This is a genomic window from Ideonella sp. P3_A4, assembly GCF_056403075.1.
Genome location: NZ_JBFUGE010000101.1, coordinates 1 through 15943, shown reverse-complemented (window position 1 = coordinate 15943; position 15943 = coordinate 1). Strand labels below are relative to the sequence as shown.

Sequence of the window (15943 nt, the reverse complement as noted above, 5' to 3'; positions counted from 1 at the left end):
GGCCACGGTGGGACCTGGGAGTGCCTCGATCTTTTCCCGCTGCCGGTCGAAAACGGTGCGGCCGGCGAGCAACGCTGGGTGCTGCTGTGCAGCGTGGGCGGGGGTGCACCGAACGGCGGCTCCGGCACCCAGTACTTCGTCGGCGATTTCGACGGCGAGCACTTCAACCTCGACCCGGTCTTCGAGCCGGAGGTGCCGTTCGGCCGGGCCGTGTGGCTGGACCAGGGGCGCGACCACTATGCCGGCGTCACGTGGTCGAACGCCCCTGATGGCCAGCGCATCCTGATCGCCTGGATGAACAACTGGGACTACGCGGCGCAGGTGCCGGCCTCGACCTGGCGCGGCGCGATGACCTTGCCGGTGACCTTGGTGCTGCGGCGCCAGGGATGGGTCTGGCGGCTCACCACGCGGCCGGTGGCGGCACTCGAATCGTTGCGGGCACAAACCGCCACCCTGGCGCCGATGGCGCTGCGCGGCGCTCCGTTCGACCTGAGCCACGCGACCGGCATCGACCCGCGCGCGATGGAGCTGGAACTCGTCATCGAGCCCGGCTCGGTGGGGCGCTGCGGGGTCGAGCTGTCGAACGCCCACGGCGAGCGCTACCGCATCGGCTTCGACGCGACGCAGCAGCTGTATTTCAGCGACCGTACGCTGGCCGGCGACAACCGCTTCTCGAAGAGCTTTGCGGTCGCGGTCCACACCGTGTCCCGCCCGCCCGGCCGCGGGCCGGTGCGCCTGCGTCTGTACTTCGATGCTTCGTCGGCCGAGCTGTTTGCCGACGACGGGATGCTGCAGATGRCCGAGCAGTACTTCCCGACCGAAGACTTCACCACCGCCACGCTGTTCGGCGAGGGGCCGGGCGCGCGCCTGCTCAGCGGCCGGGTGCACCGGCTGGCCCGCATCTGGCCCTGACGCACCGGGCCTGAAACGACAAAGCGCCCCGAAGGGCGCTTTGTGCTTGGTGTTCCCGTGGACCTGGGCGGCTTCAGAACCCGAGGCTGGCGAGCAGGTCGTCGACCTCGCCCTGGTCGGCCACCACGTCGGTGCGGCCTTCCGGGTTGACGACCGGGCCTTGCAGCACGCTCGGGTCGACCTTCTCACGCTGGTCCGGCGGCACGACCTGCACCAGCAGCTTGACCAGGCTGTCTTCCAGGTCGTTGGCCAGCGACACGACCTTGGCGACCACCTGGCCGGTCAGGTCATGGAAGTCCTGCGCCATCATGATGTCGGTCAGGTGGCTGTCGATGCGCGCGGTGCGCTGCTCGACGTCGTGCACGAAATTCATCACCGCGCCGCTGGCGACGGTGCGCACCGGGTCGGCCACGATCGCGGCGGCCAGCGCGCGGGTCGCTTCGCTGATCTCGGCGTGTTCGGCCTTGGCGTGGTCGACCGAGTTCAGCACCTTGTTGGCGGCGTCGGCCGTCTTGCTGGCGATGTAGCTCAGGCGGCTGCGGGCGTCGGGCAGGCCATCGGTCGCCAGTTGCAGCTTGGGCATCACGCCGAGCTGCTGCATCGTGTCGTGCAGCACGCGGGTGATATTGCCGAGTTGCTGGAACACCTCGGGCGAGACCATCAACGATTCAGCCGTCGCCAGCTTGGAAATGTCTTCCATCTTCATGAGGTACTCCCTTCGGCTCAGGCCGTGGCGGCCAGTTTTTGCATGATCTTCTGGACTTTTTCTTCCAGAGTGGCCTTGGTGAAGGGCTTGACGATGTAGCCAGCCGCGCCGCTTTGCGCSGCCAGCACGATGTCTTCCTTGCGCGCYTCGGCCRTCACCATCAGCACSGGSAGGTGCTTGAGSGWGTCGTCGGCCTTGATCGCCTTGAGCAGATCGAAGCCGTTCATGTTCGGCATGTTGATGTCGCTGACCACGAAGTCGAACTTCGCAGCCTTCAGCATGCCCAGCGCGACCGCGCCGTCTTCGGCTTCTTCGCAGTTGTTGCAGCCCATTTCCTTGAGCAGGCCGCGCACGATGCGGCGCATGGTCGAGAAGTCATCAACAACAAGGAATTTCAGGTCACTCTGGTTCATGGCGGTCCTTCAGCGGCGGGTCAGCGAGGGTTTGAAGCGTTATCGGTCAACGAACGGGAACACTTGAGGCCGTTTGTTCTTCGGCGCTCGGGGAGTCGAGGGTGGTGCGGAAGACGCGGTCTTCCGCATCGCGGTTCATCACGATGATGCTGATGCGGCGGTTGCTCGCACCGTTGGGGTCGTTGCGGTCGAAGGGCTGGCTGAACGCCAGGCCCTGCACCCGCAGCACGCGGTTTTCGGCCAGGCCTCCGGCCATCAGTTCTCTGCGCGAGGCGTTGGCCCGGTCGGCCGACAGCTCCCAGTTGCTGTAGCCCCGCTCGCCACCCGGGAAGGGTGTCGCATCGGTGTGACCTTCAAGTGTCAGCAGGTTCGGCACCTCGGTGASGATGGCGCCGATCGCCTGCAGCAGCTCGCGCATGTAGGGCTGGACCGCGGCGCTGCCGGAGGCAAACATCGGCCGGTTCTGTTCGTCGACGATCTGGATGCGCAGGCCGTCGCGGGTCATGTCCAGTCGCAACTGCGACGACAGGGCCTTCAGCCTTTCGCTGGCCTGGATCTTCTGCTCGATCGTGTTCTTGATCTCTTGCAGCTTCGCGACTTCGGCGCGTTTCTGCTCGGCCTTCAGCGCGGCCAGGTTGATCGTTTTCTTCGGCGCATCGACGTCGCCGCGTTTGACCTGGCCGCCGGAGCGTGTCAGGTCTTCGCCGCCGCCCTTGATGACGTGCGAGGCGTCACCCGAGCCGGCGCCGCCGGCCAGCGACACCTTCAACGGCGCAGAGAAGTAATCGGCAATGCCCTTCTTGTCGCCTTCGGTGGTCGAGCCCAGCAGCCACATCAGCAGGAAGAAGGCCATCATCGCCGTGACGAAGTCGGCGTAAGCGATCTTCCAGGCCCCGCCGTGAGCGGCATGGCCACCCTTGCGGACCCTCTTGACGATGATCGGTTGAAGTTTTTTTGCGTCGCCAGCCATCACTGACCCCCAAGACGCTGGGTACAGCGTCGCCCCCCCGAGGGGGAGCGTTCGCCTTGGGACGGCCCGGCGGCGAACAGGTTCGCGCTAGGGACGGTCTTCATTTCTTGCCCTTCACATGGCCTTCGAGCTCGAGGAAGGTCGGGCGCTCGGTCGAGTACAGCACCTTGCGACCGAACTCGATCGCGACCTGCGGTGCGTAACCCTGCATCGAAGCCAGCAGCGTGGTCTTGATGCACTGCAATTCCTTGCCGTCTTCGTCGATCTTCTGCTCGAGCAGGCCGGCCAGCGGCTCGGCGAAGGCGTAGGCCAGCAAGATGCCGAGGAAGGTGCCGACCAGCGCCGAGCCGATCATGCCGCCCAGCACGGCCGGCGGTTGGCCGACCGAGCCCATGGTGTTGACCACGCCCAGCACCGCGGCCACGATGCCGAAGGCGGGCAGGGCGCCGGCAACGCGCTGCAGCGCAGCGGCGGCGGCGTGCGCCTCGGCATGGTGGGTCTCGACCTCGCTGTCCATCAGCGACTCGATCTCGTGGGCGTTCAGGTTGCCCGAGACCATCATGCGCAGGTAGTCGGTGATGAACTCGGTCACGTGGTGGTCATGGCCGACCACCGGGAATTTCTGGAACAGCGGCGAGTTGTGCGGATCCTCGACGTCCTTTTCAATGGACATCAGGCCTTCCTTGCGCGCCTTCTGCAGGATCTCGTACAGCAGCGCCAGCAACTCCATCGCCCGCGCCTTCGAGTACTTCGAGCCCTTGAAGCAAGCAGCCAGGCCGCGGGCCGTGGCCTTGAGCACCTTGGGCTGGTTGTTGGCGACGAACGCGCCGAACGCGCCGCCGAAGATCGTGATCAGCTCGAACGGCAGTGCGTGCAGCACGACGCCGATGTTGCCTCCGTGCGCGATGAACACGCCGAAGATGCAACCGATGGCGACCAGCCAACCGACGATGACAAACATGGTGAGGGGTTCCGGTTCTCGTTTGTGCGCTTCGAGGCAGCGCATGAGCGCGGCCCTTGGCGGTGATATCGGTTACCCCTCGGCGCAGCTTGAGGCGGCGAAAGCCTCGAATTGGCGGCGAAAAAGCCTTCGCCACTGCTGCACGCCACGGAAAGAAAAAAGGCGGACTCACGTGGAGTCCGCCTGAAAGCACAGGGGTTGTGCTAGGAGGAGACAAGCATGAACAAAAACAAAACTGACGCCTGTGTGATCGGCCGCTCGCCGCAGGATTTAAGCGGCGACGCAATTGGTTACATTGAGTCTGGCAGTAGTTGGCGGGTCGTCTGCGCAGGCGCCTTCAGGCGTCGTCGTCGGCGGTAGTGGCCAGCTGGCGGGTGCTGGCGGCGCTGGGCAGTTGCAGCGCGCCGGTCTGGCGGCCCTTGCCGGCCCGGGCGGGCGGGTTGCACAGGCCGCAGACGTAGTGCTTGGCGATCTCGTGCGGGTGGCTGACATAGTGCCCGCCGCACTTGTTGCACTTGGTCATCGTCAGCATGCCGTTGTCGACGAACTTGACCAGCCGCCAGGCACGGGTGACCGACAGCATCGGCTCCAGCCCTTGGGAGGCCGTTTGCTCCAGATAGAGCTGGTAGGCCTTGATGACGGTGTCGATTTCCTCGAGCTCCGACGTCTTGTTCAGGTACTCGTGGATGTTCAGGAACAGGCTGGCGTGGATGTTCGGCTGCCAGGTCATGAACCAGTCGGTCGAAAACGGCAGCTGGCCCTTGGAAGGCGACTTGCCCGAGACTTCTTTATAGAGGCGCAACAGGCGCTCGTAGGACAGGTCCGTCTCCGACTCCAGCACCTGCAGGCGGGCGCCGAKGTTGATCAGCACGACGGCGCGCTCGATCTGGCGGGCTTCGGTCAGGATGCTCTTGCTGCGGGCCATGGTGTCCTCCAGAGATTCGGGTGATCGGTGCTGTCTGGCTGCCGAGTTGGCCCGGGCTTGCGTACTCGCAAGACCGGGGCAGACATTTATGCAGCTTCTTGGTGGCGACCGGCCATCAGGATGGAAGCGTGCAGGCGGCTGACGCTGTCGTTCGCGGCGGCCTTGCCGTGGCTGGTCAGCAGGCCCCAGACCAGGTCGTCGTCCATGCGGAAGCGGCACAGCAGCGTGTTGCCGGTGGCGATCTTCATCATCTGCGCCGGCGTCAGCGTGGCGATCAGGTTGGCGGTCTCTTCCGACACGCCCAGGCGGAACAGGGCTTGTTCGCGGTCGGCGCGGATCAGGCTCTGCGCCAGCATCAGGTACGACAGGTTGGCTTCGCGGATCTCGGCCAGGATCTGGTTGGTGTCCATCATTCGTTCCTTCGCTTGTCTACCGTGGAGAAGAGACTTTGTGTCTCGGCTTGGGATGAACTGTAAGGACCGAAACAGAACTGAAACATCAGTTCACTTCCGCCGCTGAAGTCCTTGTTTTTCGGTCGGCCCTGTCAGGCAAATTCCTACAAACCGGCCGATTCGTGTCGTCCGAAAAGGGATTGGCAGGGTGCTGCAATGCTTTTCTGGCAAAGGCCGGACCCGGGCCCTGACTACAGTGCCACCAGGCTGCCGAAGCTGCGTCTGTTGTCCAGCTCAAAAGGTCACCCCTCGCCTTCGCCGCCCTCTGGCAGCGGGGCCTGCGCGACCAGCACGGCCGCCGGACCCGCCGCCGTCTTCCCGACGGCGCCTTCGTTGACAGTGTGCGCCCGTTCGCTGCCGCCGTGGTCGTATTTCACGCTTCTGTCAGGGTGAACGCTTAAGCCAAACGTGCAGGCCGCCGTGGCGGTGATTCGGTTTTGTCTGCGCTGTCCATCGAGCCGGCGCGGGACTGCTCCCAAGGCGGTGGGCTTGCGTGCTCGCAAGACCGTGGCCGACCCACTCGAACTGGGCCGGCTTGGCGCCGCATATCCGGGCTTCACGCCGGGCGTCGCTGCCTACAGTGATGCGCAATGGCCGCCGGATCGGCCGAAGAAGACCACACCCATGATCGACGCTGCCCCGCACACCTCGACCTACGACCCCGCCAGCCTGCCGCCGGCCGACCTTGGCGCCGACATCGGCGCTGACTGGGACGAGCGCCTCGGCGCGGTTGAAGCCCTGGGCGGCCAGTTGAGCCAGGCCTTCGAGCAACTGGTCGAGGCCGTCGTTGGCTTGCAGGAGCACGCCCAGCAACAGGCCGCGCCCGTGCCCCAGTTGGCCGGTGGCGCCGAGGCGGCGTTGGCCGCGATCGGCGCGCTGAACAGCCGCCTGGTCGACCTGGAGCAGCAGTTCGCGCTGGAGCGCAGCTGCCGCGATCTCGAGCGCGTTTCGCGCATGCACCCGAAAGAGCGCTCGGTCGTCTTCGTTGCCACCACCTATCTGGGCTGCAACGTCAAGTACGCGTGGCTGGCCTTTCGCGAGCAAGCCAAGCGTGAAGGCATCACCGCCTGGCTGCTGCCGCAGAACGCCGAGCAAGAGCGCATGGCCAAGAGCCTGGGCGAACCGTGCTTCCCGACGCGACACGCCGACTGGTCGGCCGAGCACCTGCGGGCTGCGCTGTCGGCCGCCGTGGTCGTCACCTGTGATCACTTCCTGAACCAGAACCCGTACGCCCCGGCCCTGCTGGCCGGCGCGCGCCATGTGCAGCTGTGGCATGGCATCTCGATCAAGGAGATCGGCCTGCGCAACCTGACGCCGATGCGCAACATGACGCCGCGCTTTGCCAAGGTACTGGCCACCACCGGCCCCTACACCCGCTTGGTCGGCACGGCCGCGTCGGCCGAGAACGAATGGCGGCGCTGGTTCAGCTTCGAGCGCTATGCGCCGATCGGCTACCCGCGCAACGACGTGCTGCTGCGTGAGCCGACCGAGGYCGATTTGCTGAACGTCGACACCGACATGCTGGAAGCTGCCCGCGCCGCGCGCGCCGCCGGCAAGCGGGTGGTGCTGTATGCCCCGACCTTCCGCGACGTCAAGCGCGGCACCTGGGTTGTCGACGCTGGTCTTGAGCGCCTGGCCAAACAGCTGGACGAGCGTGGCGACCTGCTGATCGTCAACCTGCACCCGGTCGAGCAGCCGATGATCCCGCAGCTGAAGGAGGCCGTGCCGACCGCGCGCTTCGTCGCCCCGCGCACCGACATCTACCCGCTGCTGCCGCACACCACCGAGCTGGTCACCGACTACTCGTCGGTGATGTTCGACTACCTGCTGCTGGACCGGCCGATCATCCTGTTCCGCCCCGACCACGCTGAGTACATCGCGCGTTCGCGCACGCTGTACGACGACAAGCTCGACGTGAAGCCCGGCCCGCTGGTGGCCAGCGTCAACGAGCTGCTGCTGACGCTGCGCAACCGCGCGGCCGAGTCGGGCGCTCATGCCCGCCACCGCAAAGAGCTGCGCGATCGCCTGCACGACCACCACGACGGCCAGTCCGGCGAGCGCTTTTCTGCGCTGTTGCTGGAAGAGCTGAACCTGGCGCTGGAGACTGACCAATGAAGCTTCGCAACGATCTGGCCTCGCTGTTGCCGCGCATGAGCGGCGACGATCTCTACAAGTTCTGCGTCTTTTACGAGAAGTACGCGCCGCACCTGGCCGACATCGCCAGCGGCGTCTACGACCGGCTGTCGACCACCGACCAGTCGCGCTTCCTGATCTGGTTCCTGAAGCGTTGGGCCAAGATCGACCTGGTCAACCCGATCGAGCGTCAGCTCTACGACACCACGATCGAGCGCCTGCGCACCGAGGATCGCCCGGTGGAGCAGCTCAACGGCAAGCCTTACCTCGTGCGCGACATGAAATCGCAGGGCTACGACTTCAAGATGCTGGGCTACGACTGGTGGCTGGGTGCTCACGACATCCGCTACGGCCAGTACGAACACGGTGACATCCAGCTCGCTGAAGACGACGTGATCATTGACGCCGGTGCCTTCATCGGCGACACCGGCGTGTACTTCCACCACAAGCTCGGCGGCCGCTGCCAGGTCCACAGCTTCGAGCTGCTGGACGAGAACCTCGCGCTGCTGGTGCACAACTTCGAACGCAACGGCGTGCGCCCTGGCGTGGACGTGGTCATCAACAAGCTCGCGCTGGCCGACAAGACCGGCGAAGAGATCGTGATCGCCGACGGCGCGACGCAGGGCTCGACCTCGATCTTCGGCAAGTCGGCCGGCGGCAGCCGCGTGCAGACGATCACGCTCGACGACTACGTGATGCGGCTCGGCCTGGAGAAGGTCGACTTCATCAAGATGGACATCGAAGGCGCCGAACTGCAGGCCCTGGCCGGCGCGCGCCAGACCATCCAGCACTTCAAGCCCAAGCTCGCGATCTGCCTGTATCACAAGTGGAACGACGCGTTCACGATCCCGCAGGCCATCCACGCCACCGGCGTCGACTACAGCTTCACCTTCAAGTGGGTGCAGCTGAAAGACGGCTGGGAAGCGATCCTGCTGGCGATCCCGACCGAGCGGGCGACGAACCCGGTGCGTCCGCCGGCGCCTGACACCACGACGACAGACCCGATGGCCGATGCGCTCGGCACCTTCTGCCGCGCCTATTCGAAGAAGTTCGGCCAGGTCGAGAACCTGAAGCGCGACAAGCGCGTGGCCGAGCGCACCACCGCAGAACGAACCGTGGCGGACGAGCCGCAGGCGGTCTGAACTTGAGCGGATGTTGAGGGGTGATGACGCCTTTTCTCCACCCATCACACCGGTGTGCGCTGCGTAGAGTGGGCACCATGGCGCCACAACCCTTTCGGCGCCGACCTGACACGGGAGCGCCACGATGAGCCTGATCGCCAATCCCCATGCCCACAGCGCCGCTGCGGCGGCCACCGGTTTGCCCGAACTGGCACCGCTGGACCACAGCACCACCATCGCGCTGACCTACGGCACCTACGACCTGTTCCACATCGGCCACGTCCGGCTGTTCGAGCGCATCAAGCAGCGCTACGACAAGCTGATCGTCGCGGTGTCGACCGACGAATTCAACGCCATCAAGGGCAAGCGCTCGGTCGTGCCGTTTGCCGACCGCGTGGCCATGGTGCGCGCCTGCCGCTATGTCGACGAAGTGATCCCCGAGAACGACTGGGCCCAGAAGGAAGTCGACGTGATGGTCCACGGCGTGGACGTGGTCGTCATGGGCAGCGACTGGACCGGCCGCTTCGACGAGCTGAAGATGCTGTGCGACGTGGTCTACCTGCCGCGCACCGAAGGCGTGTCCAGCACGGAGTTGAAGGCCGAAGTGGTGGCCTCCGTTCGAGCCAAGAACTGATCGTCATGCAGGCGCTGCTGTCCCGCGAAACTGTCGCGCCGGCGCCGACTTGGGGCTCGACCGTGCGCGGCCGCGTTGCCGTGCTGCAGCCCTACCTGTTTCCGTATTTGGGCACCTTCCAGCTGGCGCGCCAGGTCGAGCGATTCATCTGCTTCGACGATGTGGCCTTCATCAAGAAGGGCTACATCCATCGCAATGCCGTGCTGCTGAACGGCGAATCACACGCCTTCACGGCGCCGGTGAAGAACGCCAGCCAGAACCGCACGATCGTCGAGCACGACTATGTGGGCGAGTGGCAGCCGCTGCTCGCGCTGTTGCAGCGCGCGTATGCGAAGGCGCCGTACTTCGAGCCGGTGTTCKCATTCGTGCAACGCGTGCTGCTCGATGCGGACGAGAACGTTGCGCGCAAGAACGCACGCAGCATGGCCGCGGTGTTCGACTACCTCGGGTTGCCGTTCAACCACGGCTTCTCATCGGTCCATGCGCTGCCGCCCGAGCTCCGGGCGTCGGACCGCGTGCGCGCCGTGTGCCGCGCCGAGGGCGCATCGACTTACATCAACCCGACAGGCGGGCGCGCGCTGTACGACGCGGCCGACTTCGAACGCGACGGCATGGCGCTGCGCTTTTGCGCGATGCGGTCGTTGCAGTATCCGCAGGCTTCAACGACCTTCGTGCCATACCTGTCGATGCTGGATGTGCTGATGCACTGCCCACCCGCGAAGGTCGTCGAGTTGCTCGACGCCTGCGACCTCGAACCCTGACTCAGAGAGAAATCGCTTCGGCCCGCGCCGCGAGGTCTCGCCCTTCGGCGTCTTCGCTGAGGTGGCGCACGATGTCCGCTGGCAGCGCCAATTCGGCGGTCTGGGTGCGGAAGACGCTGTAGGCGTCATCGTCATGCTGCGAGGTGCTGGCCGCAATGAAGTCGAGCACTTGCTGCGACATCGGCAGGCCTACCGCGGCAAAGAGTGACGCCAACTGAGCCGTTGGGTCGGCGCGCAACTTCTCGTACGAGACGAAAAGGACCTTGTCCGGGTGAGCGGCCTTCACGGCCAGCGCCAGCGCCAACGACTCTTTCCACTTCGCGTAGCCGTTGTACTCGCAAGGGTCGGTGTTCTTCGACGGCGCGTGCAGGTACTCGGCGTGGATGCTCTGGCCGACGCGAAACTCTTTCGGTGCCTGGTACCAGCTGTTGATCACGTCCAGCGCCGGGCGGTGGATGTAGATCAGTTGGTGCAAGCCGGGCAGGGTGGCGAGCTCAGGCATCAACTGGTGGTAGCGCACCTCTTTCCACACCAGGTGCGTGGCCGGTGGCGCCTTGTGCGGGCGCAAGGGCTGCAACACGAAGTCGGACGTCGCGCCGAGCAGCGCGTCGTTGAACGCGTCAAGCGACTCGGCGCTCACGCCGTGAACGCCGAACCAGTTCTTGAATTCGTACGAGAACAGCGGCTGGTAGCGATAGGCCACCGCCTCGCTGGCATTGAACAGCTGGCCCAGCCAGCTGGTGCCGCTGCGAGGGCAGCCGAAGATCGCGACCTGTCGTGGCCTCATCCGGCGACTTTACGCCCTTGTTTTACGCAGCCGCCTTGCGCTGCATCGTCGCCGCGAAGCAGACCGTGTCGGCGATGCGGTTGACTTCTTCGTCGGTCAGCGCCGGGTAGATCGGCAGGCACAGCACTTCGCGCGAGATGCCCTGGGCGATCGGCATCAGGCCAGGCTGCGCCGACGGCAGGTGGCGGTACATCGGGAACTCGCTGATCAGCGGGTAGAAATAGCGCCGGCCGTGGATGCCCTGGTCTTTCAGCAGCTCGTACAACTCGTCGCGGGTGACCGAGAAGTCCGAGCCAACCAGGATCGGGAAATACGAGTGGTTGCTGGTGTTGCCGGGCATCGGCTGTTCCAGCATGCGCAGGCCAGGCACAGCCGCCAGACGCGCGCGGTACATCGCGTCGATCTCGGCGCGGCGCGTCATCGCACGGTCGATGTGCTGCAGCTGCAGCAGGCCGAAGGCGGCGTTGACTTCACTCATCTTGCCGTTGATGCCGGGGGCGACCACGGTCACCTCGTCGACGAAGCCGAAGTTCTTCAGTTGGTCGATGCGCTGCTTGGTCTTCGCGTCGGGCGAGATGATCGCGCCGCCTTCGAAGGTGTTGAAGACCTTGGTCGCATGGAAGCTCAGGATCGACAGGTCGCCGGCCTTCAGGATGCTCTGGCCGTTCTGCTTCACGCCAAAGGCGTGCGCGGCGTCGTAGATCACCTTCAGGTTGTAGTTGTCGGCGATCTTCTGGATCGCGTCGATGTCGCAAGGCGTGCCGTAGCAGTGCACCGGCACGATCGCAGTCGTCTTCGGCGTGATGGCGGCCTCGATCTTCTTCGGATCGAGGTTCAGCGTGACCGGGTCGATGTCGGCAAAGACCGGCGCCAGGCCGTTCCACAGCAGCGAATGCGCGGTCGCGACGAACGAGTACGGCGTCGTGATGACTTCGCCGGTGATGCGCAGCGCCTGCAGCGCCGTGACCAAGGCCAGCGTGCCGTTGGCAAACAGCGAGATGTGTTCCACGCCCAGGTGATCGCACAGCTCCTTTTCCAGGCGCTGGTGCATCGGGCCGCGGTTCGTCAGCGTCTTGCTTTCCCAGATCTGCTCGAGGTAGGGAATGAACTCCTCCAGCGGAGGCAGGTACGGTTGGGTGACGAAGATCGGTTTCATATTAAGCCGCTGCCTGGTTGGAGGGTTGAAAGTTGGCCGAGTGGTCGAGAAGCGAGGTCTTGATGTGCGCGTCGATCGACGACGCCTTGATCTTGTCCATCAGGTCGTCGACCGCCTGCTGGTGGCCCAGTCGCTCGTGCATGCGCACCATCGCGACCCAGGTCTGGACGCGCCGCCGCTCTTTTTCGCTCTCGGGCAACGGGCTCCAGGTGCTGAATTCGTTCTCGCGACGCACCGCACCGACCATGGTGTTGAAGTACATGCAGCGACCCATCGTCCCGAGGTACGAGGTCAGGAATTGGTCGCCGAAAGCCGCCAGCGCGCGCTCGGGCGGCAGGGCGGTGAAGGTCTTGCGGAACACCAGCGTCGGCAGCCACAGCAGATAGCGCAGCCCCATCAGGTGGCGCTCGGACTGAACGTAGTCCGGGCCGCTGCGGCGCCAGGGCTTGATCGCCAGCTTCGATTCGATGAAGTGGTGGTAGTTGTGCGCCGAGCACGAGAAGTCAGGGTGGGCTTTCAGGAAGCTCACCTGCCGCTCCAGCTTTCTCGGCTCGATCCAGAAATCATCGCCTTCGCAGGTGGCCACGAACTCACCGCGGGCACGGGCCAGCAGCGTTTCGAACGGCCGCACGCCTTGCGACTTCTGGTTGACGGTCTGCAGCACCGGCTTGATCACGCTCGGGTAGCGCTGCTGCCATTCGCGGATGACGGCCTGGGTGCGGTCGGTCGACGCGTCGTCGTGGATCAGGATCTCGAACGGGAACGAGCAGTCCTGGCTCAGGAAGCCACGGATCGTGCTCTCGATGTAGCGCTCGTGGTTGTAGGTGGTGCAGACGATGCTGATGACCGGCTCGCTGTACGGGCCCCATCGACGCAGCAGTTCTTCTTCGGTGTGCACGTCGGGGATGCGGATCAGCTTTTGCTGGTCACCGAGCCCCTCGCTGACCCACTGGTCGGCTTCTTGGTAGCGGCCCAGCCGGTGCAGGCAGGTCGCGGCCAGGCCGTAGATCCTGCGCGGCGTGCCGGTCTGCATCCCCTGCTTCACGCGGATCAGACCGCGCAAGGCCAGCTCCCACTGCTGGTGCTGCATCGCGATCTTGACCGCCTGCGGCAGCTCCGAGACGGGGGCCCGGTCGATCAGAAAATCGGCCCGGACGATCTCGAGCAGAGACGAGGCCGTCGACTGCAGCGCGAAGCTGTCGATCAGCCATTGGGCAATCTGTTGTTCGTGGTCCGGCGCGGCGTCTTGCGGCGGATCGACGATCAGGCTGAAGGCGTCCAGCACGGCGCCGGTGCATTCGTCCTCGCTCAGCGCCGGGTACTGGCCCGCCACGAGCTTGAGGGCGAATGCAGCGCCGCCGATGCACAGTGCGCCGACCAGGGTCGTGGCCTGCGTGGCACGCTCGGTGCCGATCTCGGCCAAGGTCGAGCTCGCCTCATCACCCGCCGCGAACTGCTGGTGCAGGCGTTTGAGCAGACCCGGGAGGTCGGCGTCGATGGCGGGAACAACGGAGGCATGCATGTGGAAGAACTTTAGGCACCCCCACCATCTGTGTTCGCCGGATAAAGCGGGCTGTTTCGGGCCAGATTCGGCCCCTGTTTCCCCTGCCGTGGCTTATCTTCCCGGCTGTGGCTTTCGAAGCTGGGCCAGGCCATGGACACGCATCCAGTGTTCGGCCACCATGAACACGAGCCTGCCCGGGGAGTGAGCGTGAAATTCAGTTTCCTGATGTGCTCGGAGCGCAGCGGCAGCAACCTGATCACCAGGATGCTCGACGCGCATTCGGCCATCTGCGGCCCGGCGACCAAGCACCTGATCAACCCGGTCGCCCGCAACGCCTTTCGCTACGAACCGCTGGAGCGGCCGGCGAACTGGCAGGCGCTACTGGAAGACATCCACGCGCTGCTGAACGCCGAGTTCTCGCACTGGCGCACGAACTTTTCGCTGGACGACCTGGCCGGTCTGGCTGAGCCGGGTGACTTGCCAACGCTGATCCGCCGAGTCTTCGCCGCAGAGGCCGAAGCCCATGGCAAGTCGGTGGTTTTCATCAAGGAAAACCAGGTCTACGAATTCATCGCCTTCTTGCTGTTGCACTTTCCCGAGGCGACCTACGTCTACCAGGTGCGTGACCCGCGCGACATGGCCTTGTCGTGGAAGAACAATCCCGGCCACCCGGGCGGGGTGTGCCGCGCGGCGCGGCAGTGGCAGGCTGACCAGCAGAACAGCCTGAAGCTCTACAGCGAGCTGCACAAGCTGGGCCGGGCTCGCTTGGTCTACTACGAGCAGCTGATTTCAGACCCTGAAAAGGTGCTGGCCGAGGTGCTCGGCATGATGGGCCTGGCCTATGAGCCTGCGATGTTGTCTTTCCACGAGTCGGAGCTGACGCGCGCCAACGCCGGCCAGCAGCACGCCTGGTCCAACCTGGACAAGGCGGTGATGACCGACAACAGCCAGAAGTACCGTGACGCGCTGACCCCGGACGAGATCCGGGCAATCGAATGCATTTGCGCGAACGAGATGCAGCACCTGGGTTATCGCTGCGAGTTCGACAAGGCCGATCTGGACAGGTTCGCCAAGGAAGAGTTGGCGCGCTTTGACGAGGCTGACACGCGGGCCAAAGCTCATGCGCAGCCGGCGAGTGTCAAGGCCAATGTCGAGGCCAAGAAGCGCTTCTACCAGCGCTTGCCGATCAAGACCTAGCTGGCTGGGCGGTTGGCGCGGCGGGCGGACGGGGCGGGCCCGGTCGATCGTTAGACGCTCGCCCAAACCCACCCCGACCGTCCGCTCGGCATCGACGGTGGCAGGTCACGGCGTGCCCGTAGCACCCATGGTGGAGTGCGAACGCGCTGCCACGCCACTGACGGTGGCAGCGAGGGGAGGGGGTCCGTCGTGAGGAGTGTCTAACATGAGGAGGGACGGGCCCCCTCTTCTCGCCGAGAAGCCGCTCCGCCCCTCCGCTGCCTAGCGCTCCAGCACTTCCCGCAACATGCGCTGCACGCCGGCTTGCCAATCCGGCAGCTTCAAGCCGAAGTCACGCTGGAACCGGGCCGTATCCAGCCGCGAGTTCAGCGGCCGCGCCGCCGGTGTCGGGTAGGCGCTGGTCGGGATCGGCAAGACCTGGTCGGCCGGCACCTTGATCGCGTGGCCGCGAGCGCGAGCCCACTCGATGACATAGCGGGCATAACCGTGCCAGCTGGTCTCTCCGCCGGCGACGAGGTGGTAGAGCCCGCCGAGATCGTCACGCTGGGCCATTGAGCGCAGCGCATGGGCCGTCACGTCGGCCAGCAGCTCAGCACCCGTTGGCGCACCGACCTGATCGTCGATCACCTTCAACTGGTCGCGTTCGCCAGCCAGCCGCAGCATCGTCTTGGCGAAATTGCCGCCGCGGGCCGCATAGACCCAACTCGTGCGCAGGATCAGGTGGCGGCAGCCGCTGGCCTGCACCAATTGCTCGCCTTCGAGCTTGGTGCGGCCATAGACCGACAGCGGGTTGGTGGATGCGTCTTCGGCGCGCGGCGCGTCGCCGGAGCCGTCAAAAACGTAATCGGTGCTGTAGTGAACGAGCGTGGCTCTCAGCGCAGCGGCTTCGCGGGCGATCACGCCGGGTGCGGTGGCGTTCAGAGCGCGGGCGAAATCTGGTTCGCTCTCGGCCTTGTCGACTGCAGTGTGCGCCGCAGCATTCACGATCACCGTCGGGCGCACGGCCTGCACAGTGGCAGCCAATGCTTCGGGGCGCGAGAAGTCGCCGTGCAGGTCGGTGCTGTCGTGGTCCACCGCCACCACGTCGCCCAGCGGCGCCAGTGCGCGTTGCAACTCCCAGCCTACCTGGCCGTCCTTGCCAAACAGCAGGATTTTCATGCACGTCTCCCTCCGCCCTTCACCGGGCTCGCCATCAAGCCGGTGATTGTCGTCCGTCCGGTTCAGACGCCGGCACCGGGCACCCAGACCTTGAAGTCGGGCTGCTGCGATTGTTCAACCAGCCTGTCGATCAGCTGCAGCAGGTCGTCGCAG

17 protein-coding genes are annotated in these 15943 nt (G+C 65.2%); 6 read left to right on the top strand and 11 right to left on the bottom strand.

All coding sequences use genetic code 11. The annotated features are described in order from the left end of the window. Nucleotides 1-912: glycoside hydrolase family 32 protein (locus tag AC1DYI_RS12135; RefSeq protein ID WP_477204366.1), on the top strand; the 912-nt coding region annotated here is incomplete at its 5' end. 73 nt (nucleotides 913-985) lie between these two features. On the opposite strand, the gene AC1DYI_RS12130 is transcribed toward AC1DYI_RS12135, so the two are convergent. The 7 genes from AC1DYI_RS12130 to AC1DYI_RS12100 all read right to left on the bottom strand — a co-directional run bounded on the left by AC1DYI_RS12130 (nucleotide 986) and on the right by AC1DYI_RS12100 (nucleotide 5716). Beyond that, entirely contained in the window at nucleotides 986-1618 is a 633-nt protein-coding gene (locus AC1DYI_RS12130; RefSeq protein WP_477204365.1) for a protein phosphatase CheZ, read from the bottom strand. A gap of 17 nt (nucleotides 1619-1635) precedes the next feature. Further along, nucleotides 1636-2031: a chemotaxis response regulator CheY gene (cheY, locus tag AC1DYI_RS12125; RefSeq protein WP_477204364.1), complete on the bottom strand. Its 396-nt coding sequence runs from the start codon at nucleotides 2029-2031 to the stop codon at nucleotides 1636-1638. 46 nt (nucleotides 2032-2077) lie between these two features. After that, nucleotides 2078-3001: a flagellar motor protein MotB gene (gene motB, locus AC1DYI_RS12120; RefSeq protein WP_477204363.1), complete on the bottom strand. Its 924-nt coding sequence runs from the start codon at nucleotides 2999-3001 to the stop codon at nucleotides 2078-2080. Between the two features lie 100 nt (nucleotides 3002-3101). Further along, the gene (gene motA, locus AC1DYI_RS12115; protein ID WP_477204362.1) at nucleotides 3102-3962 is read right to left on the bottom strand and encodes a flagellar motor stator protein MotA; all 861 of its coding nucleotides are present in this window, start codon (nucleotides 3960-3962) and stop codon (nucleotides 3102-3104) included. A 337-nt stretch (nucleotides 3963-4299) separates the two neighbouring features. Further along, nucleotides 4300-4887 (bottom strand): flagellar transcriptional regulator FlhC, encoded by a 588-nt coding sequence (flhC, locus tag AC1DYI_RS12110; protein ID WP_477204361.1) that lies wholly within the window; start codon nucleotides 4885-4887, stop codon nucleotides 4300-4302. A gap of 86 nt (nucleotides 4888-4973) precedes the next feature. Continuing rightward, nucleotides 4974-5297 (bottom strand): flagellar transcriptional regulator FlhD, encoded by a 324-nt coding sequence (flhD, locus tag AC1DYI_RS12105; RefSeq protein WP_329722013.1) that lies wholly within the window; start codon nucleotides 5295-5297, stop codon nucleotides 4974-4976. A gap of 284 nt (nucleotides 5298-5581) precedes the next feature. Beyond that, nucleotides 5582-5716 (bottom strand): hypothetical protein, encoded by a 135-nt coding sequence (locus tag AC1DYI_RS12100; RefSeq protein WP_477204360.1) that lies wholly within the window; start codon nucleotides 5714-5716, stop codon nucleotides 5582-5584. 112 nt (nucleotides 5717-5828) lie between these two features. Between AC1DYI_RS12100 and AC1DYI_RS12095 the strand changes: the two genes are divergently transcribed. The 4 genes from AC1DYI_RS12095 (at nucleotide 5829) to AC1DYI_RS12080 (ending at nucleotide 9988) form a co-directional block, all read left to right on the top strand. Then, the gene (locus AC1DYI_RS12095) at nucleotides 5829-7454 is read left to right on the top strand and encodes a CDP-glycerol glycerophosphotransferase family protein (RefSeq protein ID WP_477204359.1); all 1626 of its coding nucleotides are present in this window, start codon (nucleotides 5829-5831) and stop codon (nucleotides 7452-7454) included. Continuing rightward, nucleotides 7451-8614: an FkbM family methyltransferase gene (locus AC1DYI_RS12090; protein WP_477204358.1), complete on the top strand. Its 1164-nt coding sequence runs from the start codon at nucleotides 7451-7453 to the stop codon at nucleotides 8612-8614. Before AC1DYI_RS12095 ends, AC1DYI_RS12090 begins: the two co-directional genes overlap by 4 nt. Before the next feature lie 124 nt (nucleotides 8615-8738). Then, the gene (locus AC1DYI_RS12085) at nucleotides 8739-9227 is read left to right on the top strand and encodes an adenylyltransferase/cytidyltransferase family protein (RefSeq protein ID WP_477204357.1); all 489 of its coding nucleotides are present in this window, start codon (nucleotides 8739-8741) and stop codon (nucleotides 9225-9227) included. 5 nt (nucleotides 9228-9232) lie between these two features. After that, nucleotides 9233-9988: a WbqC family protein gene (locus tag AC1DYI_RS12080; RefSeq protein ID WP_477204356.1), complete on the top strand. Its 756-nt coding sequence runs from the start codon at nucleotides 9233-9235 to the stop codon at nucleotides 9986-9988. Nucleotide 9989: 1 nt separating this feature from the next. Here AC1DYI_RS12080 and AC1DYI_RS12075 read toward each other — a convergent pair whose 3' ends face one another. The 3 genes from AC1DYI_RS12075 to AC1DYI_RS12065 are packed head-to-tail and all read right to left on the bottom strand — an operon-like array spanning nucleotide 9990 to nucleotide 13453. Continuing rightward, complete coding sequence (locus AC1DYI_RS12075) at nucleotides 9990-10775, bottom strand: sulfotransferase (RefSeq protein ID WP_477204355.1); 786 nt, start codon at nucleotides 10773-10775, stop codon at nucleotides 9990-9992. 22 nt (nucleotides 10776-10797) lie between these two features. Then, the gene (gene vioA, locus AC1DYI_RS12070) at nucleotides 10798-11931 is read right to left on the bottom strand and encodes a dTDP-4-amino-4,6-dideoxy-D-glucose aminotransferase VioA (protein ID WP_477204354.1); all 1134 of its coding nucleotides are present in this window, start codon (nucleotides 11929-11931) and stop codon (nucleotides 10798-10800) included. Between the two features lies 1 nt (nucleotide 11932). After that, nucleotides 11933-13453, bottom strand: a complete 1521-nt coding sequence (locus AC1DYI_RS12065; RefSeq protein WP_477204353.1) for a glycosyltransferase family 2 protein — start codon at nucleotides 13451-13453, stop codon at nucleotides 11933-11935. Between the two features lie 189 nt (nucleotides 13454-13642). On the opposite strand from AC1DYI_RS12065, the gene AC1DYI_RS12060 reads away from it, so the two are divergent. Beyond that, nucleotides 13643-14632, top strand: coding sequence for a sulfotransferase family protein (locus AC1DYI_RS12060; RefSeq protein ID WP_477204352.1), 990 nt, complete (start codon nucleotides 13643-13645; stop codon nucleotides 14630-14632). A 261-nt stretch (nucleotides 14633-14893) separates the two neighbouring features. Here AC1DYI_RS12060 and rfbD read toward each other — a convergent pair whose 3' ends face one another. Beyond that, nucleotides 14894-15790, bottom strand: coding sequence for a dTDP-4-dehydrorhamnose reductase (rfbD, locus tag AC1DYI_RS12055; RefSeq protein ID WP_477204351.1), 897 nt, complete (start codon nucleotides 15788-15790; stop codon nucleotides 14894-14896). Nucleotides 15791-15943: the final 153 nt, after the last annotated feature.

Excerpts from the sequence above, each read along its gene's own strand:
- motA (WP_477204362.1), bottom strand. The coding sequence starts at position 3,962 with ATGTTTGTCATCGTCGGTTGGCTGGTCGCCATCGGTTGCATCTTCGGC.
- AC1DYI_RS12090 (WP_477204358.1), top strand. The coding sequence starts at position 7,451 with ATGAAGCTTCGCAACGATCTGGCCTCGCTGTTGCCGCGCATGAGCGGC.
- AC1DYI_RS12085 (WP_477204357.1), top strand. The coding sequence starts at position 8,739 with ATGAGCCTGATCGCCAATCCCCATGCCCACAGCGCCGCTGCGGCGGCC.
- AC1DYI_RS12075 (WP_477204355.1), bottom strand. The coding sequence starts at position 10,775 with ATGAGGCCACGACAGGTCGCGATCTTCGGCTGCCCTCGCAGCGGCACC.
- rfbD (WP_477204351.1), bottom strand. The coding sequence starts at position 15,790 with ATGAAAATCCTGCTGTTTGGCAAGGACGGCCAGGTAGGCTGGGAGTTG.
- flhD (WP_329722013.1), bottom strand. The coding sequence starts at position 5,297 with ATGGACACCAACCAGATCCTGGCCGAGATCCGCGAAGCCAACCTGTCG.
- AC1DYI_RS12130 (WP_477204365.1), bottom strand. The coding sequence starts at position 1,618 with ATGAAGATGGAAGACATTTCCAAGCTGGCGACGGCTGAATCGTTGATG.
- AC1DYI_RS12065 (WP_477204353.1), bottom strand. The coding sequence starts at position 13,453 with ATGCATGCCTCCGTTGTTCCCGCCATCGACGCCGACCTCCCGGGTCTG.
- vioA (WP_477204354.1), bottom strand. The coding sequence starts at position 11,931 with ATGAAACCGATCTTCGTCACCCAACCGTACCTGCCTCCGCTGGAGGAG.